This window comes from Peribacillus muralis (genome assembly GCF_001439925.1).
Lineage (GTDB): Bacteria > Bacillota > Bacilli > Bacillales > DSM-1321 > Peribacillus > Peribacillus muralis.
This window is the reverse complement of sequence record NZ_LMBV01000001.1, coordinates 38,062-59,659: the sequence shown is the minus strand read 5'-3', so window position 1 is coordinate 59,659 and position 21,598 is coordinate 38,062. Positions and strand designations below refer to the sequence as shown.

The window sequence follows — 21,598 nt, the reverse complement described above, 5'->3', positions numbered from 1 at the left end:
TCAATTTTAATAATCCAGAGCAGTTACATCATTATTATAAACAATAAACACTTTTTTGGGAATGAAAAGCACTTAAAATGTGAAAAAATTATTATTTTATCAGAAGAATTAGCTACATATTCTCTTGCATTTTTAAAGCTGGATCGAGACGTTTTTTTAGAAATTTGCTGCAAGGCAGAATAAATGAAACATTAAATAGCATATTTCCATTTTCAAAACGTTCGAATTCTTCTACCCTTTACAAACCCTTCATTTAAAAAAATTGAAGATCTGCATGCATAAATAAGCGATGCCCGCCCCGATTAACGGACCGACAGCCACGCCCTTGAATAAGGCGACCGCAAGAATCGTCCCAAAAACAAGGGCCGTGGTAATGTGCGGATCATGTGACAAAAGTGTTATTCCATTTTTCGCTATGAGCGCAACCGCTATTCCGGAAGCTAGCGCGATCCAGGCATAAGGAGATTTAACCGCATCTCCGAGTTCCTTGAACCCAATTGTCCCGTTAGCTATCGGTATCAGAACGGAAATGGTGATGATCGTCACTCCCAAATTGATTCCTTTCGCCTCCAGGTAGGGGAAAACCTTTGCATCGAGACCGACCACTTTCATGATAAGAAGAAAACCAGCAGCCATGATTAGCGACGTGTTTTTTCCGAACCAGCCAATTGCTGCAAGTAATACTAAAAATGCGATAGGTCCGTATACCATTATTCCTTCGACTCCAATCTAGTTTTTCATTATTTTAACATAACAAACAATTCTCTTTCCTGATTTATTGAGCGCTCGATTGACGGAAAAAGTTAAAGGGAATGAAGAAAGAATCTTTCCTTTCATTTCCATTCTCGTTACAATTATAATACAAACTTTATAATAGAAGGAGGATATGTCTTGAATCCAGTTTATATGTATCGCTTCATTCGTTTTTTACTCGTCATCGGCGGAGTAATTTTAGGTGGGATTGCCTTGTTTTATTTATCTAAATATACCTATCCATTCATCATTGCCATGGTTATCGCATTCTTGATGAACCCACTTGTCACTTTCTTCGAAAAGAAAGGCAGGCTACCAAGGGGGTTTGCCGTATTCATTTCCCTCTTGCTCATTTTTCTTTCATTTGCGGGGCTCATCACCTTACTGATCACCGAAATCATATCAGGTACCAATTACCTGGCAGGAGTCATACCTGAACACATCGAAACGATCGTCGACTATATAGAGTCTTACATCGCCACCACCATCATCCCTTTATATAAACAAATCGCTTCCATGTTCAATAATTTGGATACCGGACAGCAGGACACCGTCCTCAAGAATATCCAAAATATCGGCGAAACCATCACTACAGGAGTAAGCGGCTTCATTCAAACTTTCTTGAAGAACATTCCCACAATCATCGGCTGGTTCCCAACCACGGCAACAGCTCTCCTTTTTACTTTGCTTGGTACTTTCTTCATCAGCAAGGATTGGGATACCTTTGGCAGAATGACCGGACGTGTGTTGCCTGATAAGATTTTTGCGGGTGCCAAGCGTTTATTCAGGGATTTAAAACGGGCCTTGTTCGGCTTTATCCGGGCACAATTCACGCTTGTTTCATTGACGACTGTTACGATTTTGATTGGGTTTCTCATTTTAGGGGTGAACTATTCGATTACGATTGCCCTAATATGCGGCTTGGTCGATATCATTCCGTATTTAGGGACTGGCACGATCTTCATTCCGTGGATCATCTTTGAGTTCATCGCTGGAAATTCGAGTCTCGCTATCGGTTTGTCCGTGCTTTACATAATCGTTGTCGTCCAGCGTCAATTAATAGAGCCAAAGGTTCTCTCTTCCAGTATCGGTCTCGATCCGCTTGCCACTCTCATCGCCCTGTTCATCGGATTCAAGTTGATTGGATTCCTAGGGCTTATAGCAGGACCCGTCGTACTCGTGATATTCAATACACTTCAACGCGCCCATGTCTTCAAAGCCATCTGGACCTTCATCATCGGTGCGGATACAAAAAAAACCACATAACACCAATAATATGATAACATTCTCCTAAAGACCATATAAAAATCCGCCTCGGATGGAGGCGGATTTTTTATGTCAAGCTTATTTCGAGGTCTCGAATTGCTCTGCTTCCGTAGAACCCGCTAGTGCTGTCGTGGATGAGGTTCCACCTGAAACGACTTGTGCCACTTCATCGAAATAACCGGTTCCCACTTCCCGTTGATGACGTGTTGCCGTATAGCCTTCAGCTTCACTGGCGAACTCAGCTTGTTGCAATTCAGAGTATGCAGCCATTCCACGCTCTTTATAACCGAGAGCAAGATTGAACATGCTATGATTCAATGAATGGAAGCCTGCAAGAGTGACGAATTGGAACTTATAGCCCAGTTTACCCAATTCGACTTGGTAGCTGGCAATTTCTTCGTCGCTTAATTTCGCTTTCCAGTTAAATGATGGTGAACAATTGTAAGCAAGCAGTTTCCCTGGGAATTCTGCATGAATCGCTTCTGCAAAGCGGCGGGCATCCGCTAGATTAGGTTCAGAAGTCTCGCACCAGATCAGGTCGGCATATGGTGCATACGCCAAGCCGCGTGCAATCGCTTGGTCCAGGCCTGCGTTGGTACGGTAGAACCCTTCTGGAGTTCTTTCACCTGTGATGAAAGGCGCATCCACCGGATCGATATCGTCGGTGATCAAATCTGCAGCATCTGCATCCGTACGGGCAATTAAGATCGTTGGTGTCCCCATTACGTCCGCTGCCAATCGGGCGGAAACCAAATTACGCACGGCCGTTTGGGTCGGAAGCAGAACCTTGCCGCCTAAGTGTCCGCATTTTTTCTCGGAGGAAAGTTGATCTTCAAAGTGAACGCCAGCCGCTCCTGCTTCAATCATCCCTTTCATTAATTCAAAAACATTAAGGGAGCCTCCAAATCCAGCCTCAGCATCCGCTACGATTGGAGCGAACCAATCGATATCATCTTTTCCTTCGGCAAAGCTGATTTGGTCTGCACGCTGAAGGGTCTGATTAATGCGTTTAACCACTTGCGGCACGGAGTTGGCTGGATATAAACTTTGGTCCGGGTACATTTGTCCTGCAATGTTAGCATCGGCTGCCACTTGCCAGCCACTTAGGTAGATCGCTTTTAAACCGGCCTTCACCTGTTGCATCGCTTGGTTGCCGGTCAATGCTCCCAATGCATTGATGAAATCCTCAGTATGCAATAAGTTCCATAGTTTTTCAGAACCGCGGCGCGCCAATGTTTGCTCGATATCGATCGAACCTCTTAATTTAATTACCTCTTCAGCCGTATAAGGACGCTTGATTCCTGTCCACCGTGAGTCGTTTTCCCAGCTTTGTTGTAATTGTTGCACTCTTTCATTTTTCATTGTCATTTCCTCCTGTTTTATATCATTATTTTTAATATTATGATAATTGTTCGTATGCCGGATTGGTTAAGAAATCAGCAAACTCATCTCTTTCGATCAATTCTTCAAATAGTTTAGTAGACTCTGCGAACTTTCCTGTTTTGAAGGCTTCTTCCCCTACCTCCAATTTAATCGCAGCCACTTCTTCCGCTTTGATTTGATGGAATAACGCCTTGTCTATTTTCCTGCCATCATCGAGAATCCCTTTTGGATGACGGATCCATTGCCAAACTTGAGCTCTTGAAATTTCGGCCGTTGCTGCATCTTCCATTAAGTTATTAATCGGTGCAGCCCCTCTACCGCTTAACCAAGAAGCAATATATTGGATGCCGACGTTAATGTTCGTCCTCAATCCTGCTTCAGTGATCGTTCCTTCGGGTACTTGAAGCAACTCTTTGGCTGTTACATGTACATCTTCACGTTTTCGGTAAATTTGATTCGGTTTTGGAACAAGCAGGTCAAACACCTCTTTAGCCGCACTTACCATACCTGGATGTGCCACCCATGTTCCATCATGCCCGTCCCTTGCCTCACGCTCCTTATCGGCCCGGACTTTTGCAAAAGCCTCATCATTCTTGACCGGATCATTTTTCACCGGGATTTGTGCGGCCATTCCCCCGATTGCCGGAGCATTTCGAGTGTGGCATGTTTTAATTGCCAATAAGGAATATGCCCTCATGTTCGGTACAGTCATCGTGACCTGCAAGCGATCAGGGAAAATGACATCATCCGAATTACGGAATTTTTTCAGGAAACTAAATATATAATCCCAGCGGCCACAGTTCAGGCCTGCCGAATGTTCCTTCAGCTCGTACAGAATTTCGTCCATTTCAAATGCGGCAAGAATCGTTTCTATCAATACCGTTGCCTTGATGGTTCCTTGCGGGATTCTCAAATCGTTCTGAGCATATACGAATATATCATTCCATAGTCTTGCTTCCAGATGGCTTTCCATTTTCGGCAGGTAGAAATATGGGCCGCTTCGTTTTTCTATTAATGCCTTTGCGTTGTGGTAGAAGTATAAACCAAAGTCGAATATGCTGGCTGATATTGGCTGTCCATCCAAAAGGACATGTTTTTCTTCTAAATGCCACCCGCGGGGCCTTATTTTCAGTACAGCTGTTTTTCCCTTTAATTCGTATACTTTCCCATTTGGGTTTTCGAATGAAATCGTACCTCTGATGGCATCGCGCAAATTCAGCTGGCCCTCCATGCAGTTGTCCCAAGTAGGTGAGTTGGCGTCTTCAAAATCAGCCATAAACACATTGGCACCCGAGTTCATGGCATTAATGATCATCTTCCGATCGACCGGCCCGGTAATTTCAACCCTGCGGTCTTGCAGGTCATGCGGGAGCGGGGCAACGGTCCAATCACTTTCACGAATTTGCTTCGTTTCTTCAAGGAAATCAGGCAGCCAGCCTTGATTCAAGTCTTCTTGAACGATATTGCGACGTTCTAAAAGTCCCTTTCTTCTTTCACTGAAATGCCGCTCCATTCTTTCAATGAATTGAAGAGCTTCCGCCGTAAGTATTTGCTCATATTCCGGCTTAATGTTGCCTATTATTTGTAAGCCTTTTGCTTCCGTAATCATGTAGCCTCTCCACTTCCTTTCCAATCCCCTTATGTTATAATACAGGTGTTTCATTTCCTGTTTGTATTATATAACACGTTGTATAAATTTGTCACCAGTTTTTTCTAAAAAATTCAGAAAAATGAGAACAAGGTAAAAAAAGGCTGTAAAATCAACGTTTTCACTAGTCATTTTTCCATCATTGCCAGTCGTATTTGATTCTTTGGTGGTGAAACAGAGCACGATACATCTCGTGGAATAAAAATACAATTGCAGAAACTTCGGGATGCCAAAATGTAGACACTATAGTTGAAAAGTGAGTTTGTCTACATTTTTTATGGGTTGTACTGATTTCAACTTTTAGATTGCATTTTTCCCCTAAATTCTAATTTGTTTTAGATTTTATTAAACGGACATGACCATGATTACTTTTAACTTAACTGATTTCTAAGCCACTTGGTTCGAAAGTAGAGGCTGCCGGTGATTTCTCTTTCATTTTCTGAATTAAAGTACGACTGTTTACGAGAATGACTACTATGTAAATGAAGAACGAACAAAACAGTTTAAATAACGCTGCAATAGGGCAACGGTTCTGTATTGACAACGATTGTAACAACTGGAGATACACATGACAGTCAAATCTTAGAGCCACTTATTGAACATCCGGTTGAGAAAGAAAGTTAGAGCAACAGAAGCCGCAGATACGACTTAAATCTCTTACTATAGGTGGAAATTCTAAATCACTTTTGTCCACAAACTGACATACTGGAGAAACTTCACCTTATTTCCCCAAAATAAAAAGGCTGTCTAAAAGCGTGAGCCTTTAGACAGCCTTATATTATTTATGCCTGATGATGGTGACTTTTCCTTTGTTCATCCTGTTCATGAGAAACCGGATCACAATCGGTTTGAGGAGATTCCGGGTTGGCGGAAACACAAGGATCAATCCGATGATATCCGAGATGAGACCTGGGGACAGCAGCAAAGCAGCTCCGATAAAAATACAAATCCCATCAATGATTTCATTTCCCGGCATCATTCCATAACGAATCTGTTCCTGTGCCTTTCTCCACGTTTCCATCCCTTGCTTTTTAGCCAGATAGGCTCCGATTAAACCAGTAGCTATAATCAGGAACAAGGTAGGCCAAAAGCCAATCACCTTGCCTGACAGCAATAAGACAATAATTTCAACGACCGGCATCGCAATGATAAACAATAAAAAATATCTCATTTACTTTCCTCCTGCACAGCCCAGTTCTGGTACGGGGACACCTATCTTACCTCATTGGCACGGAATGAGCCAAAAATCCGCTTCTATAAAACGTTGGCATGACCATCATAAATGACGCCACGACCTGCATCGACGGTTACTCTTTGTCCATCCTTGAAGATTTTGGTCGCGTTTTCCGCTCCAACGATGACCGGAATGCCCAATGTGACACCTACTACGGCTGCATGACTTGTCAATCCGCCTTCTTCGGTAATCAATGCCGCACATTTTTCAATGGCTGGCATCATATCGCGATCGGAGCCGATAGTGACCAAGACAGAACCTTCCGTCACTTTTTCCAAAGCTTCCTTGGCATTCTTCGCTGTGATCACTTGACCTTTTGCAGATTTCCTGCCGATTCCTTGCGCCTTCAGAAGAACCTCTCCTAACACATGAATCTTCATCAAGTTAGTCGTTCCTGTTTCCCCAACAGGGACACCAGCTGTTATGACCACTAAGTCTCCATGGGACACTAAACCGGAATGCAGGCTCTCATCGATTGCCGTTTGCAGCATTTCATCCGTTGTCGTCGCCTTTGGACCAATTTGCGGATAAACTCCCCAAGCTAACGCAAGGCTTCTGGAAACATGATCATTGGATGTTACCGCAATGATCGGTGCTTTCGGACGATATTTAGAAATCATCCTGGCCGTATGACCGCTTTCGGTAGGGGTGATGATCGCTCCCGCATTAAGATTAAGTGCCGTATGAGCAACCGACTGACCGATGGCATCCGTGACATTATGACGGCTCACCTTACTTCTAATTGATAATATATCCCGATAATTGAGTGCAGATTCAGCACGTGATGCAATGTTATGCATCGTTTGCACCGCTTCTACTGGATAGGTTCCAGCAGCTGTTTCTCCTGAAAGCATGATCGCATCCGTTCCATCAAAGATGGCGTTGGCAACGTCACTAGCTTCAGCACGGGTCGGCCTTGGGTTACGCTGCATTGAATCGAGCATTTGTGTAGCCGTTATGACCGGTTTTCCAGCGTTGTTACACTTTTTAATCATTTGCTTTTGGACTAGCGGCACTTCTTCTGCAGGAATCTCCACGCCAAGATCTCCACGAGCAACCATCAAGCCATCTGAAACCTCGAGGATTTCGTCAAGACGGTCTACCCCTTCTTGATTTTCAATTTTTGGAATGATTTGAATATGCTCCGCTCCATTTTGTTGCAGTAATTCACGCACTTCGAGCACGTCAGAGGCTCTGCGTACAAATGATGCCGCAACAAAATCGATACCCTGTTCAATTCCAAATAGGATATCCTGTTCGTCTTTCTCTGTAATACCTGGCAGATTGACCGAAACACCCGGTACATTGACACCCTTTTTGTTTTTCAGTGTCCCGCTATTCAATATTTTCGTATGAATTTCTTTACTTAATTCATCAATTTTCAATACTTCAAGACCGATCAATCCATCATCCAAAAGGATTTTCGACCCAGCATGAACATCATGAAGAAGCCCTTCATAGGTAATCGAGAATTTCTCTGGTGTTCCAAGCACTTCATTCATGGAAATGACGACTTCATTACCGGCCACCAGCTCCATGGAATCGTTCTCCATGTTATTGGTGCGTATTTCAGGTCCTTTTGTATCCAGCAGGATTGCAACCTGTTTCCCGGATTTTTCGCTAGCCTCCCTAATATTGCGGATTCTAGCGGCATGTTCTTCATGATTGCCATGAGAAAAGTTAAGCCGAGCTACATTCATCCCCGCTTCTATTAATTGAACCAGCTTTTCGATACTTTCGCTTGCGGGGCCGATCGTACAAACAATCTTCGTTTTGCGCATGGTAAATCCTCCTTTAAGGAAAACTCGCCGCCTGTCCCTTGTGGAGGCAGGGGCGTAGTGTATTTTGTCTCAACTTTTAAAACCTGCATATTTTCGTAAGCGTATATACTGATCATTGGGCAATTGTGATGACTTAGATGGATAGCTCCGAAGATAAGTCATACATTTTCTTGTCAATTGTATGCTGTTTTCCCAGGACCTCGATGATATCATGGTCGACAAGTCGATTCTGTTCAATCCCAACAGCCCTGCCTCCTGCGCCCTCCAGAAGCAATTCGACAGCTCTAGCGCCAAGTCGGCTTGCCAAAACCCGGTCGTTGGCGGAAGGAGATCCGCCGCGCTGTACATGACCAAGTACCGTCACACGTGTTTCAATTCCTGCCTTCGACTCGATTTTCCTCGAAACATCGACAGCACTTCCCACACCTTCGGCAACAATGATGATACTATGCTTTTTACCACGGTCATGCCCGCGATTCAACTTCCCGATCAGCTCTTCGATATCGTAATCATACTCAGGGCAAAGAATCGTTTCCGCTCCGCCAGCCAGTCCGGCCCAAAGCGCAATATCCCCTGCATTTCTTCCCATTACTTCAACTACATAAGTCCGTTCATGAGAAGTCGCCGTATCGCGAATTTTATCGATGGCATCGATGACTGTATTCAAAGCCGTATCGAAACCGATCGTAAAGTCTGTCCCTGGTATGTCATTATCAATCGTTCCAGGAACCCCTATACAAGGAAAGCCCCTTTCAGTCAGAGCCTTGGCTCCCATGTAAGAACCATCGCCACCTATTATGACAAGGCCCTCAATGCCATACTTTTTCAATTGTTCGATTCCTTTTAGCTGGCCCTCCTCTGTCTTGAATTCAAGACAACGAGCCGTATGTAGCATCGTACCCCCGCGATGAATGATATCACCGACAGATCCAAGTTCCAGTTTCCTTATATCGCCACTTATCAAGCCTTGATAGCCATGATAAATCCCAAAGACCTCCAATTCATGAAAAATGGCTTTCCGGACAACCGCTCGAACTGCCGCATTCATACCTGGAGAGTCTCCTCCGCTTGTCAATACACCTATTCTTTTCATTACATGTCACCTCTCTACAGCACTAATCAAATTTAAGCCTTTATTTATAATACCATTGTACCCTTTTTCAAGCTTCAATAAGCAGAAACTATTTTACTTATACTTACTTGATGTTATAAGACTAACCGATTTTGTTCAGAAATTGAAGTAAAATGACACGAATGTTTACATTCTGACGCTTTAACGGTTTCGGTAACGAATGCTCTTGCTCCATAAGAAAGGCTGAAAAAACGTGATGCCCTAGGCAGCACGTTTTTCCTTTGCACAGTGTTTATGAATGCTGTTTGGCTTCCTTAGGTTGGTTTGCAAATTCATATTCACCGATTTTCTTGAATTTCATGTAACGCTGGTTGATGAGATCCTCACCATTCAAAGGAAGAAGCTCATTAAATGAGCGTTTCAAGATTTCCTTGATCGCTTCTGCCTGTGCATTTGCATTCCGGTGGGCTCCGCCTTTTACTTCCGGGATGATTTCATCGATGACCCCCAAACGATTCAAGTCAGGAGCCGTAATCTTCATCGTTTCAGCAGCTCTTTTAGCTTGGGAGGCATCCTTCCATAATAGCGCAGCCGCCCCTTCTGGAGAAATGACAGAGTATGTTGAATTCTCAAGCATGAAAATCCGATCGCCAACTCCGAGTGCCAAGGCACCGCCACTTCCACCTTCACCGATGACAATGCTTATGATCGGCACTTTCAGCCCGGCCATTTCAAAAAGATTTTTGGCAATGGCTTCACTCTGGCCGCGTTCTTCAGCAGCTTTACCAGGGAAAGCTCCCTTCGTATCGATAAAGCAAATGATCGGGCGATTGAATTTTTCCGCCTGCTTCATCAAACGCAGCGCTTTCCGGTAGCCTTCTGGATGAGGCATGCCGAAGTTACGACGGATATTTTCCTTCGTATCCTTGCCGCGTTGATGGCCGATGACGGTCACGGCCCGTCCATTGAACTGTGCGATGCCAGCCACAATCGCCTCATCATCACCATAATAACGATCTCCATGAAACTCGATGAAGTCATTGAATAATAACGGGATGTAATCAAGCGTAGTAGGGCGGGCTGGATGCCGGGCAATCTGCACTCGATCCCACGGTTTTAAATGGTCATAAATATCCACTTCCAGCTTTTCCAAACGGTTTTCCAACGTTGCGATTTCTACCGTAAGATCAACATCAGCATCTTTCGTAATGGTCTTCAGTTCTTTAATTTTATTTCTCAGGTCCGTAATTGGACGCTCGAACTCTAACTCATAAATCATGACCATTCACCACCCGGGGCATGAATTTTAAGGATCGTCGTCAAGGTTTCTTTCAATTCGGTACGCTTAACGACAGCATCCAATTGACCGTGCTTCATTAAAAATTCAGCGGTTTGGAAGTCTTCAGGAAGCTCTTCATGAATCGTCTGTTCAATGATCCTTCGTCCCGCAAAGCCAATCAAGGCCCCAGGTTCGGCAAGGTTAATATCACCAAGTGACGCGAAGCTTGCCGAAACCCCACCCGTTGTCGGATGGGTCATCATCGAAACGATCAAACCACCTTCATTGCTGAACATCTTGAGGGCAGCACTTGTCTTGGCCATCTGCATCAAGCTCAGTACGCCTTCTTGCATCCGGGCACCGCCTGATGCTGTAAAGATGATGAACGGGATCTTCAATTCACCTGCCCGTTCAATGGCACGGGTGATTTTTTCACCAACAACCGAGCCCATGCTTCCCATCCGGAAATTGGAATCCATGATGGCTGTCGAAACTTGGTATCCATTGATGCTCCCTAATCCCGTAACGACGGCTTCGTTAATTTTGGCTTTCTTTTTATCTTTCTCCAATTTATCCAAGTAATCCGGAAATTCAAGTGGATTGACGGAAATCATTTCTTTATCGAATTCCTTGAAACTGCCGGAATCAAATAAACATTCGATACGTTCATGTGAAGACATCGAATGATGGAACCCGCAATGTAGGCAGACTTTCTTGTTTTTCAATAACTCTTTTGTATACATGATTTTTTTACAGCCTGGGCATTTTGTCATAATTCCTTCTGGTACATCTTGTTTCTCCCGATCTAAAGGAACCGTTGCATATTTCTTCTTAGATTTCGCAAATAGCTCTTTAAGCAAGCTTAATCCTCCCTTTACCACCAATTATCCATTTTATGATACTTGGTACAAACTATATCAGAAATAAAATTAGTATCGTGTAAAAAGGTGTCACTCGTCCTTCGACATATTCCTAATTCTAATAAGATACGTTTCGATAGCTTTTTCTTCATCCCGTTCGAGCAAATATGTAAGAAGTGTCAGATAATCTTCTTTTTTCACATTCCCTTGGACCATCTCTGATGTTCTAGCATAGCTGTTGACAATACGCCAAATTCTCTCAAGTAATCGATTTCGATTCAATATCGCTATTCTTAAGAAGAAATCGTCATCACGAAACTCCTCAGCTTTGACCCAGCCCACTAGTCGTTTGATATCTTCAGCCTTTGCGAAAAAAGCGACGATCCTTAAACAGTCAATTTCAATTAACCTTTTCGTCTCAGCCAAGTCTTGTTGTACCTTTTTGTCTTGCAAAAAAAAGGTTCCCAGAAGCTCTACTAGCTTATGCTCCTGGAAATCCCTGATAAACGTCCCTTCACCACGCCTCGTTTCTATCAATCCTAATAGCTCCAAGGCACGCAATGCCTCACGGACTGAGGAACGACCGACATTCAAACGATCCGACAGCTCCCTTTCCGAAGGGATCTTATCCCCCGGCAAGAGACTGTCCGCTTCAATCATGCTGCGTAGGCTCTCAACGACATCGAGATAAATTTTGGATGAAGAAGTACGATCTTTCAAATTAATTATTCCTCACTTTTTCCAATAATCGCTAATTTCCTTGTTTTTTCTTTAATTATCTCAGGATCGACATGAATTCTAGCTACTCCCGTTTCCATCGCTGCTTTTGCAACAGCAGCCGCAACGGCAGGTGCTACCCTCTCATCAAATGGAGCAGGGATAACGTAGTCTTCGTTCAACTCATGTTCCTGTATTAAACCGGCAATGGCTTTTACTGCAGCAACCTTCATTTTTTCATTGATATGAGTCGCACGTACATCCAATGCCCCACGGAAAATCCCTGGGAAGGCAAGAACGTTATTGACCTGATTCGGGAAATCCGAACGACCTGTACCAACCACTCTTGCACCCGCAGCTTTCGCATCCTCAGGCATGATTTCCGGATCCGGATTGGCCATCGCGAAAATGATCGCATCCCGGTTCATTGCTGAAACCATTTCTTTAGTCAACGCACCTGCGGCAGAAACACCTATAAACACATCCGCGTTTTGGATGACCGCTTCCAAAGGTCCTGAAACCTTATTTCGATTGGTCACTTTCGCCACTTGTTCTTTAATATCATTCATGCCTGTCGTACGGCCTTCATAAATGGCACCCTTCGTGTCACACATAATGATGTCGCGAACTCCATAGCTATAAAGCAATTTAATGATGGCGATGCCAGCAGCGCCGGCCCCATTCGCCACTACTTTAATTTCTGAAATCGATTTATCAACAAGGCGTAAAGCATTTACAAGACCTGCTACGGTTACAATCGCTGTACCGTGCTGATCATCATGAAAAACAGGGATATTCATTTCTTTCTTAAGTCGTTCTTCAATTTCAAAGCAATTCGGTGCGGCAATGTCCTCTAAATTCACTCCCCCGAATGTCGGCTCGAGTAATTTAACGGTCTCTACAATTTTATCCACATCCGTCGTTTTTAAACAAATCGGAAAAGCGTCCACTCCTGCAAAGCTTTTAAATAACACGGCTTTACCTTCCATAACCGGTAAAGCGGCTTCAGGACCAATGTTTCCAAGCCCCAGCACAGCCGTCCCATCGGAAATCACGGCGACAGTATTCCCTTTCATCGTGTAGTCATGTACGGTTTCTGGCTTGTCGTATATTTCTTTACAAGGTTCTGCAACTCCAGGAGAGTAAGCGAGGCTCAAATCTACCGCATTCCTAACCGGCACTTTAGAAACTGTTTCTAGTTTTCCTTGATGCAAGCGATGCATATGTAAAGCTTCTTCTCTTAATGACATATTTTCACTCCTAAAACGAATTGGGTAAAAACCTGATATTATATGCTGAAATCTAGTGGTCAGACCACAGCGGCCTGTTTTCAATATAACATACCTATTAAAGTTATAAAATAGTTATTCTTTCTTGTAAACCACATTCCCTTTTCCAACCATGTCAATTAATGACTGCATCAAACTTTCCGTAGGATTGACCCAATCCCAATAAGATAGCTGTACATAGCGGTTTTCCCTTTCATAAAAAAGCATCACCTTCGTTTCGCCGCCGTGCTGCAATAAAATTTTTTTTATTTTTTGCAGCGTTTCCTTCGTTTGCTTGTCAGCTTCAATTTTAAGGAAAATCGTTCCGTTTTTCTCTTCCTTCATCTGCTTCACTTTTTCGAGTGAATAGACGTTTTTGATCAAGAGCTGGTTTTTACCGTCCCGTTCCTCCAGCGTTCCTTGCAGCATGACGAGTTGCCCTTGGCTCAATTCCACAGAATGTTGTTTATACACATTCGGGAAAGCGACCGCTTCAATATCACCATCTTCATCGCTTACACTCAAAAACGCCATTACATCGCCCTTCTTCGTCCTTATCGTTTTAATTGACGTAATATAGGCACCGAGCAAGATTTTCGATTCCTTTTTATGGGTCGCCTCGTCTATGCTCAAACAGCCGAAATATCGGAAAAGCTCCCTGTAGCTGGTGACAGGATGATTCGATAGGTAGAGTCCCAATGCGCCTTTCTCCAAGAGCAGCTTATCTTCGATTGGAATTGGATCGACCTTATTGTACTTGGGCTTAAGTGAAAATTCGCCATCCGAAAACATATCGAACAGATCATCGCCCGGATTGACCAATTCAGTATGGCTGATCGCTACGTCCAAACTTGCCAGCAAGGTTGCCCGGTCTTCTCCGAATTCATCCAGTGCCCCTGAATTCACAAGCGCCTCGAGCACCTTTCTATTCACGATTTTCCCCGATACCCGTAAACAGAAATCGAATAAATCCTCGAACCTTTTTTGCCTTCTTGCCGCAAAGATTTCCTTTAAAACGGTACCGCCTATCCCTTTTATGGCACCAAGGCTAAAACGGATCCCTTCCTTTTCCGGCAAAAACGGATAGCCGCTTTGGTTAATCGAAGGAGCGAGGATCGTTATCCCTTTCTTTTTTGCTTCTCGGATATATTGGAATACCTTGTCATCATTCCCGATTACCGATGTCATCAAGGCTGCCATGAAATATTCAGGGTGGTGGGTTTTCAAGTAACCTAGCTGATAGGCAATGACACTGTAGGCGACAGCATGACTGCGGTTGAAACCGTAGTTTGCGAACCGTACGATCAAGGTATATATTTCATCCGCGGTTTTTTCCGAATATCCTTGCTGCAGCGCGCCGCTCACAAAATGCTGCCGCTCCTGATCAAGCACATCCTTTTTCTTCTTCGAGACGGCCCGACGGAGCAGGTCAGCCTCTCCAAGTGAAAAGCCGGCTAGGCGAGAGGCAATTTGCATGATTTGTTCTTGATAGACAATGACGCCATATGTAGGTTCAAGAATATCCCGCAAATCCTCATGCAAATAATCGATTGGTGCCAATCCATGCTTTCGCTCGATGAACAATGGTATGTTTTCCATCGGACCTGGACGGTAGAGGGCATTGACGGCAACGATATCTTCGAATCTACTCGGCTTCAGCTTGATCAAAACCTTCCTGATGCCATCCGATTCGAATTGAAACACTCCAGTTGTTTCGCCTCTTCCTAATAGCGCCAAGGTCTCGGGATCATCCATGGTGATTTGTGACAAATCAAGCTTTCTACCGGTTCCTTTTTGGATATTTTTTAAAATATTATCAATGAGCGTCAAATTACGAAGTCCAAGGAAGTCCATTTTAAGGAGTCCAAGCTCTTCAAGAAGGTCCATCGGATATTGCGTCAGATGGATGCCATCATGTCCTCCCTGGATCGGGATATGTTCGGTCAGTGCCTGGTCGCTGATGACGACACCCGCCGCATGTGTCGAAGCATGGCGAGGCAATCCTTCAAGCAATAACGCCGTTTGAAAAAGCAATTGATGCAGTTCGCTCTCATTAACGAATTCACGCAGTTTTTTTGATTCCTTGAAGGCCTCAGGCAGTGTTATGCCAAGGCGATTTGGAATCATTTTCGAGACCGCTTCCTGCTCCTTCGTATTCAAGCCGAAAACACGTCCTGTGTCCCTTAATGCAGCTTTGGCCGCTAATGTGCCGAACGTAATGATTTGCGCTACATGAAATTCCCCGTATTTCTTCGCGACATAAGCAATCACCTCTTCACGACGGTTATCAGGGAAATCAATATCGATATCGGGCATCGAGATTCTCTCCGGATTCAGGAAACGCTCGAACAGCAAGGCATGCTCGATTGGATCGACATCCGTTATCGACAGCACGTAAGCGACCATCGAACCTGCGGCCGATCCTCTTCCAGGCCCTGTCAGGATGTGGTGATCTTTTGCGAATTTCATGAAGTCCCATACGATTAAAAAGTAATCGCTGAATTTCATCTTAGTAATGACATCCAACTCATATCGAAGCCGCTCTTCATATTCAATCGGGGCATTGGGCAGTTTCTTCTTCAATCCCTCGAAACAAACGGCTTCGAGCATTTCCTCTGCTGTGACTTCATCTTCAGTAGGATACTTAGGCAGCAGGGAACGGTGGAACGGAATGTCAAGATTGCATTGCCCGGCGATAAGGAGCGTATTCTCGAGTGCATCCGGCCTGTCATGGAATAGCTCCGCCATCTCGGTTCGGCTTTTCAAATAATATTGCTTGGATTCAAGCACCGTATGCGTATCATCTGCCAACTTGTCACCATTTCCAATCGCCAACAACACTTCTTGTGCGAGTGCATCACTTTCGTTCAAATAATAGACTGGATTCGTCGCTACGACGTTTATCCCTAACTCTCTCGAAAGTAAACTTATGGCTTCGTTTCCTTCCTGCTCATTTGCAATCGACAATCTCTGTATCGATGCATAAAAGTTATCAGCACCAAAAATCTGCTGAAACCTCCTTGCCGCCTGTTGTGCTTCTTCTGGCCTTTCTTCCTTTAACAGCGTTTCTATTTGTCCTTCGGCCCCAGGTGTGATAGCTATCAACCCCTTGGAATAGCCTTTAAGCCAATTCAATGGGATGCCCGAAGGTGATTTCGTTTTTATGGCACTGCTTATTTTAAGCAAATTCTGATATCCTTGGAGATTTTTCGCTAATAAAAGAAGTCCATGTGCAGCTTCCCGTTCATCAAGGACATCTGCAAGAATCCCGATAATCGGCTTTATGCCCTGTCTCTTGCACTCTTTATAAAAATAAACTGAACCGTACATGACATTTCGATCGGTTAAGGCAAGACTTGTACAGCCATCCGCTTTCGCTTTGGCCACAAGTTCAGTAATCTTCACCGTACTTGTCAGCAGGCTGTATCCGCTCTGAATATGGAGATGAGTATACACGTTTTTATTCTCCCACCTTTGTAAGGCATGTTTCTTTCATTATAGTGTTTATTTCAAAAAAAGAAAATATGTTCTCATTTCCAATCCCATTTCCCACCGTATTTCCACCGGGTATCATATTACCTCGGCAATCCCCATATAATTGGACTAGAAGAATATCAAGCCAAAAAGGATGATGATACATGAATGAAGCCTTTGTTCCAGCCTTTCTCAACAGCTTTTTCATATCGCTTGGCGTTTTGCTCGGCGGCTCGATTATTGGAGGCCTCGCCGCTTTTTTCACGGGACAGGCCCCGATGACGGCTGTTTTCCGATTATCGGACAGCCTCCGGATTTGGGCGATCGTCGCGGCCATCGGAGGCACTTTTGATATGGTCTATAATTTTGAACGCGGTATTTTCCACGGGGAAACGAAGGATATCGTCAAACAGGTTCTATTGATTCTATCTGCCCTTGGCGGAGCACAAACAGGAGCACTGATCATCAACTGGTTCACCCAGGAGCATATCTCATCATGAGGATTCCCCCTTATCATCGAGCACCCACCTGGCAGCGTTTTTTTGCCGGAGCTGCCCTTGGCGGATTGCTCAGCTGGGTGATTTTCTTTTATATGCATGGAGTCCAGCAGGAGAAGCAGATTTGGACGCTTCACGAACAAAGTGAAAAAATCAAGGATTTAAATGAGAAAATCGCCATTTGGGAGAAAGATTATCAAAAATTGAACCAGAAAAACGAGGAAATCCTGACGATTCAGGAAGTGGAAGTAACGATTACGAATGAAAAATACAGTCTAGATAGGCTGAGTATTGCCGAAGCGGAGGATCTGATTGAGGACGACCTTTCCTCTCTTCTCGCCAAAGATGTCGCCAGTGTTTATGACGGAAAGATACTTTTGAAAAAATCGATTGAAAATAAGATTGTGACCATCAATAAAAAGCGCTACCAACTTGAAGTCGTCGAAATCATGTTTTTTACGAAAATGAATATCGACATCAAATTGAAAAGGACTACTTCGTGAATCTTGACTTAATAAGTGAATATCCACTAAATGTAAAGACCAAATCATTTACGATTTGGTCTTTTATTATTTACTATACCGTTTGATTCAACGCTTCCATATCAGCAAGGATGTTCTCGACCTCATCCCAGGAGTGGATCGAAGCCCCAGCAGCAAGCGGATGGCCTCCGCCGTTATATTTCCGGGCAATCGTGTTGATGATCGGCCCTTTAGAACGGAAACGGACTCTGATTTCTTTATCTTCTTCAATGAAGAAGACCCATGACTTAACATTTTTTATCGAGCCGAGCGCAGAAACGAGCTGTGAAGCCTCCGATGCCGAAGCATCGAATTTCTCAAGGATTTCCTTCGTTATGATCATTTTACCCGTTCCAAATGGCAGGATTTCAAAATGCTGCAGCACATAGCCATTCAAGCGGACAACGCTTTCCTTGACATCATACATTTCCTGGTATAGCTGAGGACGGGAAAACGAATAGGTGATCAACTCACCGGCATAGTCAAATGTCTTTTCAGTCGTGCTTTGGAACAGGAAGCGTCCTGTGTCGCCGACGATGCCCGCAAAAAGAAGTCGTGCCGCTTCATCCCCCATCTTCAACCCTTGATCTTTACCAAACAGGTAAAAATCATATATCATTTCGCATGTTGAGCTTGCTGATGTATCGACCCACCTCATATCTCCATATGGATCTTCATTTGGATGATGATCGATCTTGATCAGCTTATCCCCTGTCTTATACCGTGCATCACAAATCCGGTCCGTATTTGCTGTATCACATACGATCACCAAAGCCCCTTGATACGTTTCATCCGAGATCACATCGAGCCTTCTTAAGTAATTCAATGAGGGTTCTTCTTGACCGACCGTGAATATTCGTTTTTCAGGGAAAGATGCTTTCAGGATTTCCGCCAGCCCCCCTTGTGAACCATAGGCGTCCGGGTCCGGACGGACATGACGATGGAGAATGATGGTATCATATCGCTTTATTTCTGCCAAAATTTCAGCTTTCATATAAATCTCCCCCAACATATATATTAAAAGTTACTAATTAAAGATGATATATTTCATTTAATCAAAAAATTGAAGAAATAGAAAGACTCAACTTGTTTACTGTGGCATTCCCTGCCATTTCCCGCTACAATAAAAAGGTACATATGTTAAATTGGGGGAATTTCAAACAATGCCTATCCTTGTCACCTTGATCGTTCTATCACTAGGGGTCTATCTGTTTTATAAAATCAAATCGGTTCGAACCAAGATGCCGATGGAGAAAAAGTGGATTACCGGAAAGTCTTCCATTGCCTTAGGAGCATTTGTCGCCCTATTTGGAATCAATCAGCTTTTTCTGTTCCACACGACCACCACTTATATCATCGCCGCCGTTTTCATCTCAGTCGGCCTGTTCAGCGTTTATGGAGGCTATAAAATGTATAAATATTACCTGCCATATGCAGTTGAAGAAGCCGCAAATCAAAAAGGATAATCGACATTCGATTATCCTTTTTGATTTGATTTTTCATGACCTGTCCAGCAGTTGGCAGGTCAACATAGCCTTTCCGACAAGTTTACCTTGGTTAAACACTTCGACATCCACTTTTCCGAATTTACGCCCGACGTCAAGGACACGAGGATGGATTTCAAGCGTACTGTCGATCTGGACTGGCTTGATGAAGTAAATCGTCATATTTTCCACGACCAAGTCACCTCGTTTGTAGCTTCTCAGTGCCCGGTTCGCTGAATCCGTCACCAATGTCGTGAACACACCGCTTGAAATCGTCCCAAGATAATTGGTCATTTGCGGAGTGACGCCATAGTTATACACTTCCTCACCCTTACCCCGGTTCGAAGTCATCACAAGCTGACTCGTAATCGTATCGTCGATCGTTTCGCCAACCTGTGGCTGCCTTTGGCTCATTTGCAGTGCCTTCAGCACATCCTGCCTGCTGACGATTCCTTTGAGAATATGACTGACATTCACGACCGGGATCAATTCGATTCCTTCCCAAACCATCATATGCGCAGAAGAGGCCACACTCGTTTTATCTCCGACCGTCATCGGATTTTTCGTCATCACCTTTTCAATGAGCGTCAATTCATCCTGACCCATGATATCCTTTGAAGTGACCATTCCCTGGACCTTCATATTGTCATCAACAACAGGAAAACGGCTATGCCCTGATTGCTGATTTAGCTCATGCCACGTCTGAACCCTGTCACCGATCGTCAAAAAGGTCGTTTCCTGAACAGGCGTCAAAATGTCCTCCACAAGCAAGATTTCCTTTTTGATCAATTGGTCATAGATCGCCCGATTGATCATCGTTGCGACAGTAAAGGTATCGTAGCTCGTTGAAATGACTGGCATTTCCAATTCATCGGCTAACCTTTTAACCGGATCCTCCGTATCGAAGCCTCCCGTAATCAGCACCGCCGCCCCCGCTTTTAGCGCATGCTCATGGGCCTGTGTACGGTTCCCGACGATCAGCAAATTTCCTGCGCCCGTATATCTCATCATCGCATCCAGCTTCATTGCCCCGATGACGAATTTATTCAATGTCTTATGAAGTCCCGTTTTGCCACCAAGAACTTGTCCGTCCACAATATTAACGACTTCAGCGAAAGTGAGTTTTTCAATATTCTCTTTTTTCTTTTTCTCTATACGAATCGTGCCTACCCGCTCGATCGAGCTCACATAGCCCTGATTCTCCGCCTCTTTAATGGCCCGGTACGCCGTTCCTTCACTAACATTCAATGCTTTCGCAATTTGGCGGACGGAAATCTTCTCGCCAACCGGAAGCCCATCGATATGCTTTAATATTTGTTCATGCTTTGTAGCCAAGCGCTTCACCCTTTTCACGGTATTCCTATTCCCCATTATAAGGTCAAAGAGCCCAGTTTATCAAACAACTACTAATATTGGCGCACCCGTTTGTATTCTACCTGCCGTTTCAACTTGTGCTTTTTAGGCGAATACAGAATGCCCGTCAAATTTCCGGCAACCGCCAGCAATGCGAACAACAACCAACATCCAGCAAACAAGCCCTCCAAACCCCCGCTTTCCAACGACAAGCGCGGCACGGCATAATACAGCATCACTCCGCATAAAAGCAAACACAACAACAACCTCTGCTTCATCCAATTCCCCCCCCTTTATTTGCCATCCATTCATTTTATGCCTTCAAAAGGAAAAAAGACTGACCTCCATGAACGAGATTTACTTGCATAAACCTCCACTATGTATTGATTCTATGAATCGATCACACAAAACTTTGAATGCCCTAGCTAGTTGGGAGGAAATGAAGCAAAGATAAAGCTGCAATCTTCGGGAGAGAAATAACTGATGGTAATCCGGTGAGGAGTTAACGAACAAAGCTATGGGACTCTAACTTCGCTTTTATGCAAAGTGCATTCGAATGGTCATGGTACAAACCCTCAAAACTGTGGAAAATTTGAGTGCTATCTTCGATTTAATGTACAGTGAATGAAACGGGCTAAGGTACAGTTACTCGCGAGTTTTTGCTTTGCAGCTTTTACTCGCGAATTTAGATTTTTCCTCAAATTTGAGGACTTTTCTCATATAAATCGTGCTTTTGTACCGTTTCTCGCCAAATCGGGATTCCTTTTTTATTTTCACACAGAGTGGAGTGGAACGGAGGGTGCGAGACTCCTGCTTAGAAATGCGTGTCAACTTGAGACACCGCAGGCTGAAAGCCGAGGAGGCTCACGGACCGCCTCTGGAAAGCTAAGCGCCCGCAGTGCAACGTAACGTTCATTGTTCAAATTCCAAAACTATAGGCAATCTCAATTCTATCTTAGTATTCAAGCAAAACAAAAAAACTGCAGACAAACTCCATTATCACCAAGT

Annotated in this window: 18 protein-coding genes; 4 read left to right on the top strand and 14 right to left on the bottom strand. The window is 44.1% G+C overall.

Translation table 11 applies throughout. The features are described from left to right. Window positions 1-249 precede the first annotated feature (249 nt). On the bottom strand, window positions 250-711 hold the full coding sequence (locus ASU00_RS00280; protein ID WP_057911455.1) for a DUF441 domain-containing protein: 462 nt from the start codon (window positions 709-711) through the stop codon (window positions 250-252). Between the two features lie 180 nt (window positions 712-891). Here ASU00_RS00280 and ytvI point away from each other — a divergent pair, with 180 nt between their 5' ends. Beyond that, window positions 892-2,019, top strand: a complete 1,128-nt coding sequence (ytvI, locus tag ASU00_RS00275) for a sporulation integral membrane protein YtvI (protein ID WP_057911454.1) — start codon at window positions 892-894, stop codon at window positions 2,017-2,019. Window positions 2,020-2,097: 78 nt separating this feature from the next. Here ytvI and aceA read toward each other — a convergent pair whose 3' ends face one another. The 10 genes from aceA to dnaE form a co-directional block, all read right to left on the bottom strand. After that, window positions 2,098-3,381: an isocitrate lyase gene (gene aceA, locus ASU00_RS00270; protein WP_057911453.1), complete on the bottom strand. Its 1,284-nt coding sequence runs from the start codon at window positions 3,379-3,381 to the stop codon at window positions 2,098-2,100. A 37-nt stretch (window positions 3,382-3,418) separates the two neighbouring features. Then, window positions 3,419-5,011 carry a malate synthase A gene (aceB, locus tag ASU00_RS00265; RefSeq protein ID WP_057911452.1) on the bottom strand — a complete coding sequence of 531 codons (1,593 nt, stop codon included), beginning with the start codon at window positions 5,009-5,011 and terminating at the stop codon, window positions 3,419-3,421. An 817-nt stretch (window positions 5,012-5,828) separates the two neighbouring features. After that, on the bottom strand, window positions 5,829-6,221 hold the full coding sequence (locus ASU00_RS00260) for an FxsA family protein (protein ID WP_057911451.1): 393 nt from the start codon (window positions 6,219-6,221) through the stop codon (window positions 5,829-5,831). An 83-nt stretch (window positions 6,222-6,304) separates the two neighbouring features. After that, window positions 6,305-8,065 carry a pyruvate kinase gene (gene pyk, locus ASU00_RS00255; RefSeq protein ID WP_057911450.1) on the bottom strand — a complete coding sequence of 587 codons (1,761 nt, stop codon included), beginning with the start codon at window positions 8,063-8,065 and terminating at the stop codon, window positions 6,305-6,307. A gap of 133 nt (window positions 8,066-8,198) precedes the next feature. After that, window positions 8,199-9,158 carry a 6-phosphofructokinase gene (gene pfkA / locus ASU00_RS00250; RefSeq protein WP_057911449.1) on the bottom strand — a complete coding sequence of 320 codons (960 nt, stop codon included), beginning with the start codon at window positions 9,156-9,158 and terminating at the stop codon, window positions 8,199-8,201. A 271-nt stretch (window positions 9,159-9,429) separates the two neighbouring features. Beyond that, complete coding sequence (accA, locus tag ASU00_RS00245) at window positions 9,430-10,416, bottom strand: acetyl-CoA carboxylase carboxyl transferase subunit alpha (protein ID WP_057911448.1); 987 nt, start codon at window positions 10,414-10,416, stop codon at window positions 9,430-9,432. Further along, window positions 10,413-11,276 (bottom strand): acetyl-CoA carboxylase, carboxyltransferase subunit beta, encoded by an 864-nt coding sequence (gene accD, locus ASU00_RS00240; protein WP_057911447.1) that lies wholly within the window; start codon window positions 11,274-11,276, stop codon window positions 10,413-10,415. Before accD ends, accA begins: the two co-directional genes overlap by 4 nt. Window positions 11,277-11,366: 90 nt before the next feature. After that, window positions 11,367-11,996, bottom strand: a complete 630-nt coding sequence (locus tag ASU00_RS00235) for a FadR/GntR family transcriptional regulator (protein ID WP_082630089.1) — start codon at window positions 11,994-11,996, stop codon at window positions 11,367-11,369. A 5-nt stretch (window positions 11,997-12,001) separates the two neighbouring features. Next, a complete protein-coding gene (gene ystJ / locus ASU00_RS00230; protein WP_057911446.1) occupies window positions 12,002-13,243 on the bottom strand; it encodes an NADP-dependent malic enzyme in 1,242 nt (413 codons plus the stop codon). 114 nt (window positions 13,244-13,357) lie between these two features. Further along, window positions 13,358-16,717, bottom strand: coding sequence for a DNA polymerase III subunit alpha (gene dnaE / locus ASU00_RS00225; RefSeq protein WP_057911445.1), 3,360 nt, complete (start codon window positions 16,715-16,717; stop codon window positions 13,358-13,360). 182 nt (window positions 16,718-16,899) lie between these two features. Between dnaE and ytrH the strand changes: the two genes are divergently transcribed. Both ytrH and ytrI read left to right on the top strand, forming a co-directional pair. Continuing rightward, complete coding sequence (ytrH, locus tag ASU00_RS00215; protein ID WP_057911443.1) at window positions 16,900-17,235, top strand: sporulation membrane protein YtrH; 336 nt, start codon at window positions 16,900-16,902, stop codon at window positions 17,233-17,235. Further along, complete coding sequence (ytrI, locus tag ASU00_RS00210; RefSeq protein WP_057911442.1) at window positions 17,232-17,735, top strand: sporulation membrane protein YtrI; 504 nt, start codon at window positions 17,232-17,234, stop codon at window positions 17,733-17,735. The genes ytrH and ytrI overlap by 4 nt, the downstream gene beginning before the upstream one ends. Before the next feature lie 73 nt (window positions 17,736-17,808). Here the strand turns inward: ytrI and ASU00_RS00205 are convergent, their stop codons facing one another. After that, complete coding sequence (locus ASU00_RS00205; protein ID WP_057911441.1) at window positions 17,809-18,747, bottom strand: DHH family phosphoesterase; 939 nt, start codon at window positions 18,745-18,747, stop codon at window positions 17,809-17,811. A gap of 169 nt (window positions 18,748-18,916) precedes the next feature. Between ASU00_RS00205 and ASU00_RS00200 the strand changes: the two genes are divergently transcribed. Then, window positions 18,917-19,219, top strand: coding sequence for a YtpI family protein (locus ASU00_RS00200; protein WP_057911440.1), 303 nt, complete (start codon window positions 18,917-18,919; stop codon window positions 19,217-19,219). A gap of 33 nt (window positions 19,220-19,252) precedes the next feature. Here ASU00_RS00200 and ASU00_RS00195 read toward each other — a convergent pair whose 3' ends face one another. Both ASU00_RS00195 and ASU00_RS00190 read right to left on the bottom strand, forming a co-directional pair. Beyond that, window positions 19,253-20,572 (bottom strand): DRTGG domain-containing protein, encoded by a 1,320-nt coding sequence (locus ASU00_RS00195; protein ID WP_057911824.1) that lies wholly within the window; start codon window positions 20,570-20,572, stop codon window positions 19,253-19,255. A gap of 123 nt (window positions 20,573-20,695) precedes the next feature. Continuing rightward, window positions 20,696-20,902 (bottom strand): hypothetical protein, encoded by a 207-nt coding sequence (locus ASU00_RS00190; RefSeq protein ID WP_057911439.1) that lies wholly within the window; start codon window positions 20,900-20,902, stop codon window positions 20,696-20,698. Window positions 20,903-21,598 lie beyond the last annotated feature (696 nt).

Coding starts and splice junctions, on each gene's coding strand:
- ASU00_RS00280 (WP_057911455.1), bottom strand. CDS start 711: ATGGTATACGGACCTATCGCATTTTTAGTATTACTTGCAGCAATTGGC.
- pfkA (WP_057911449.1), bottom strand. CDS start 9,158: ATGAAAAGAATAGGTGTATTGACAAGCGGAGGAGACTCTCCAGGTATG.
- pyk (WP_057911450.1), bottom strand. CDS start 8,065: ATGCGCAAAACGAAGATTGTTTGTACGATCGGCCCCGCAAGCGAAAGT.
- accA (WP_057911448.1), bottom strand. CDS start 10,416: ATGATTTATGAGTTAGAGTTCGAGCGTCCAATTACGGACCTGAGAAAT.
- ytrH (WP_057911443.1), top strand. CDS start 16,900: ATGAATGAAGCCTTTGTTCCAGCCTTTCTCAACAGCTTTTTCATATCG.
- ASU00_RS00205 (WP_057911441.1), bottom strand. CDS start 18,747: ATGAAAGCTGAAATTTTGGCAGAAATAAAGCGATATGATACCATCATT.
- ASU00_RS00190 (WP_057911439.1), bottom strand. CDS start 20,902: ATGAATGGATGGCAAATAAAGGGGGGGGAATTGGATGAAGCAGAGGTT.
- aceA (WP_057911453.1), bottom strand. CDS start 3,381: ATGAAAAATGAAAGAGTGCAACAATTACAACAAAGCTGGGAAAACGAC.
- ytrI (WP_057911442.1), top strand. CDS start 17,232: ATGAGGATTCCCCCTTATCATCGAGCACCCACCTGGCAGCGTTTTTTT.
- ASU00_RS00260 (WP_057911451.1), bottom strand. CDS start 6,221: ATGAGATATTTTTTATTGTTTATCATTGCGATGCCGGTCGTTGAAATT.
- aceB (WP_057911452.1), bottom strand. CDS start 5,011: ATGATTACGGAAGCAAAAGGCTTACAAATAATAGGCAACATTAAGCCG.
- ystJ (WP_057911446.1), bottom strand. CDS start 13,243: ATGTCATTAAGAGAAGAAGCTTTACATATGCATCGCTTGCATCAAGGA.
- ASU00_RS00200 (WP_057911440.1), top strand. CDS start 18,917: ATGCCTATCCTTGTCACCTTGATCGTTCTATCACTAGGGGTCTATCTG.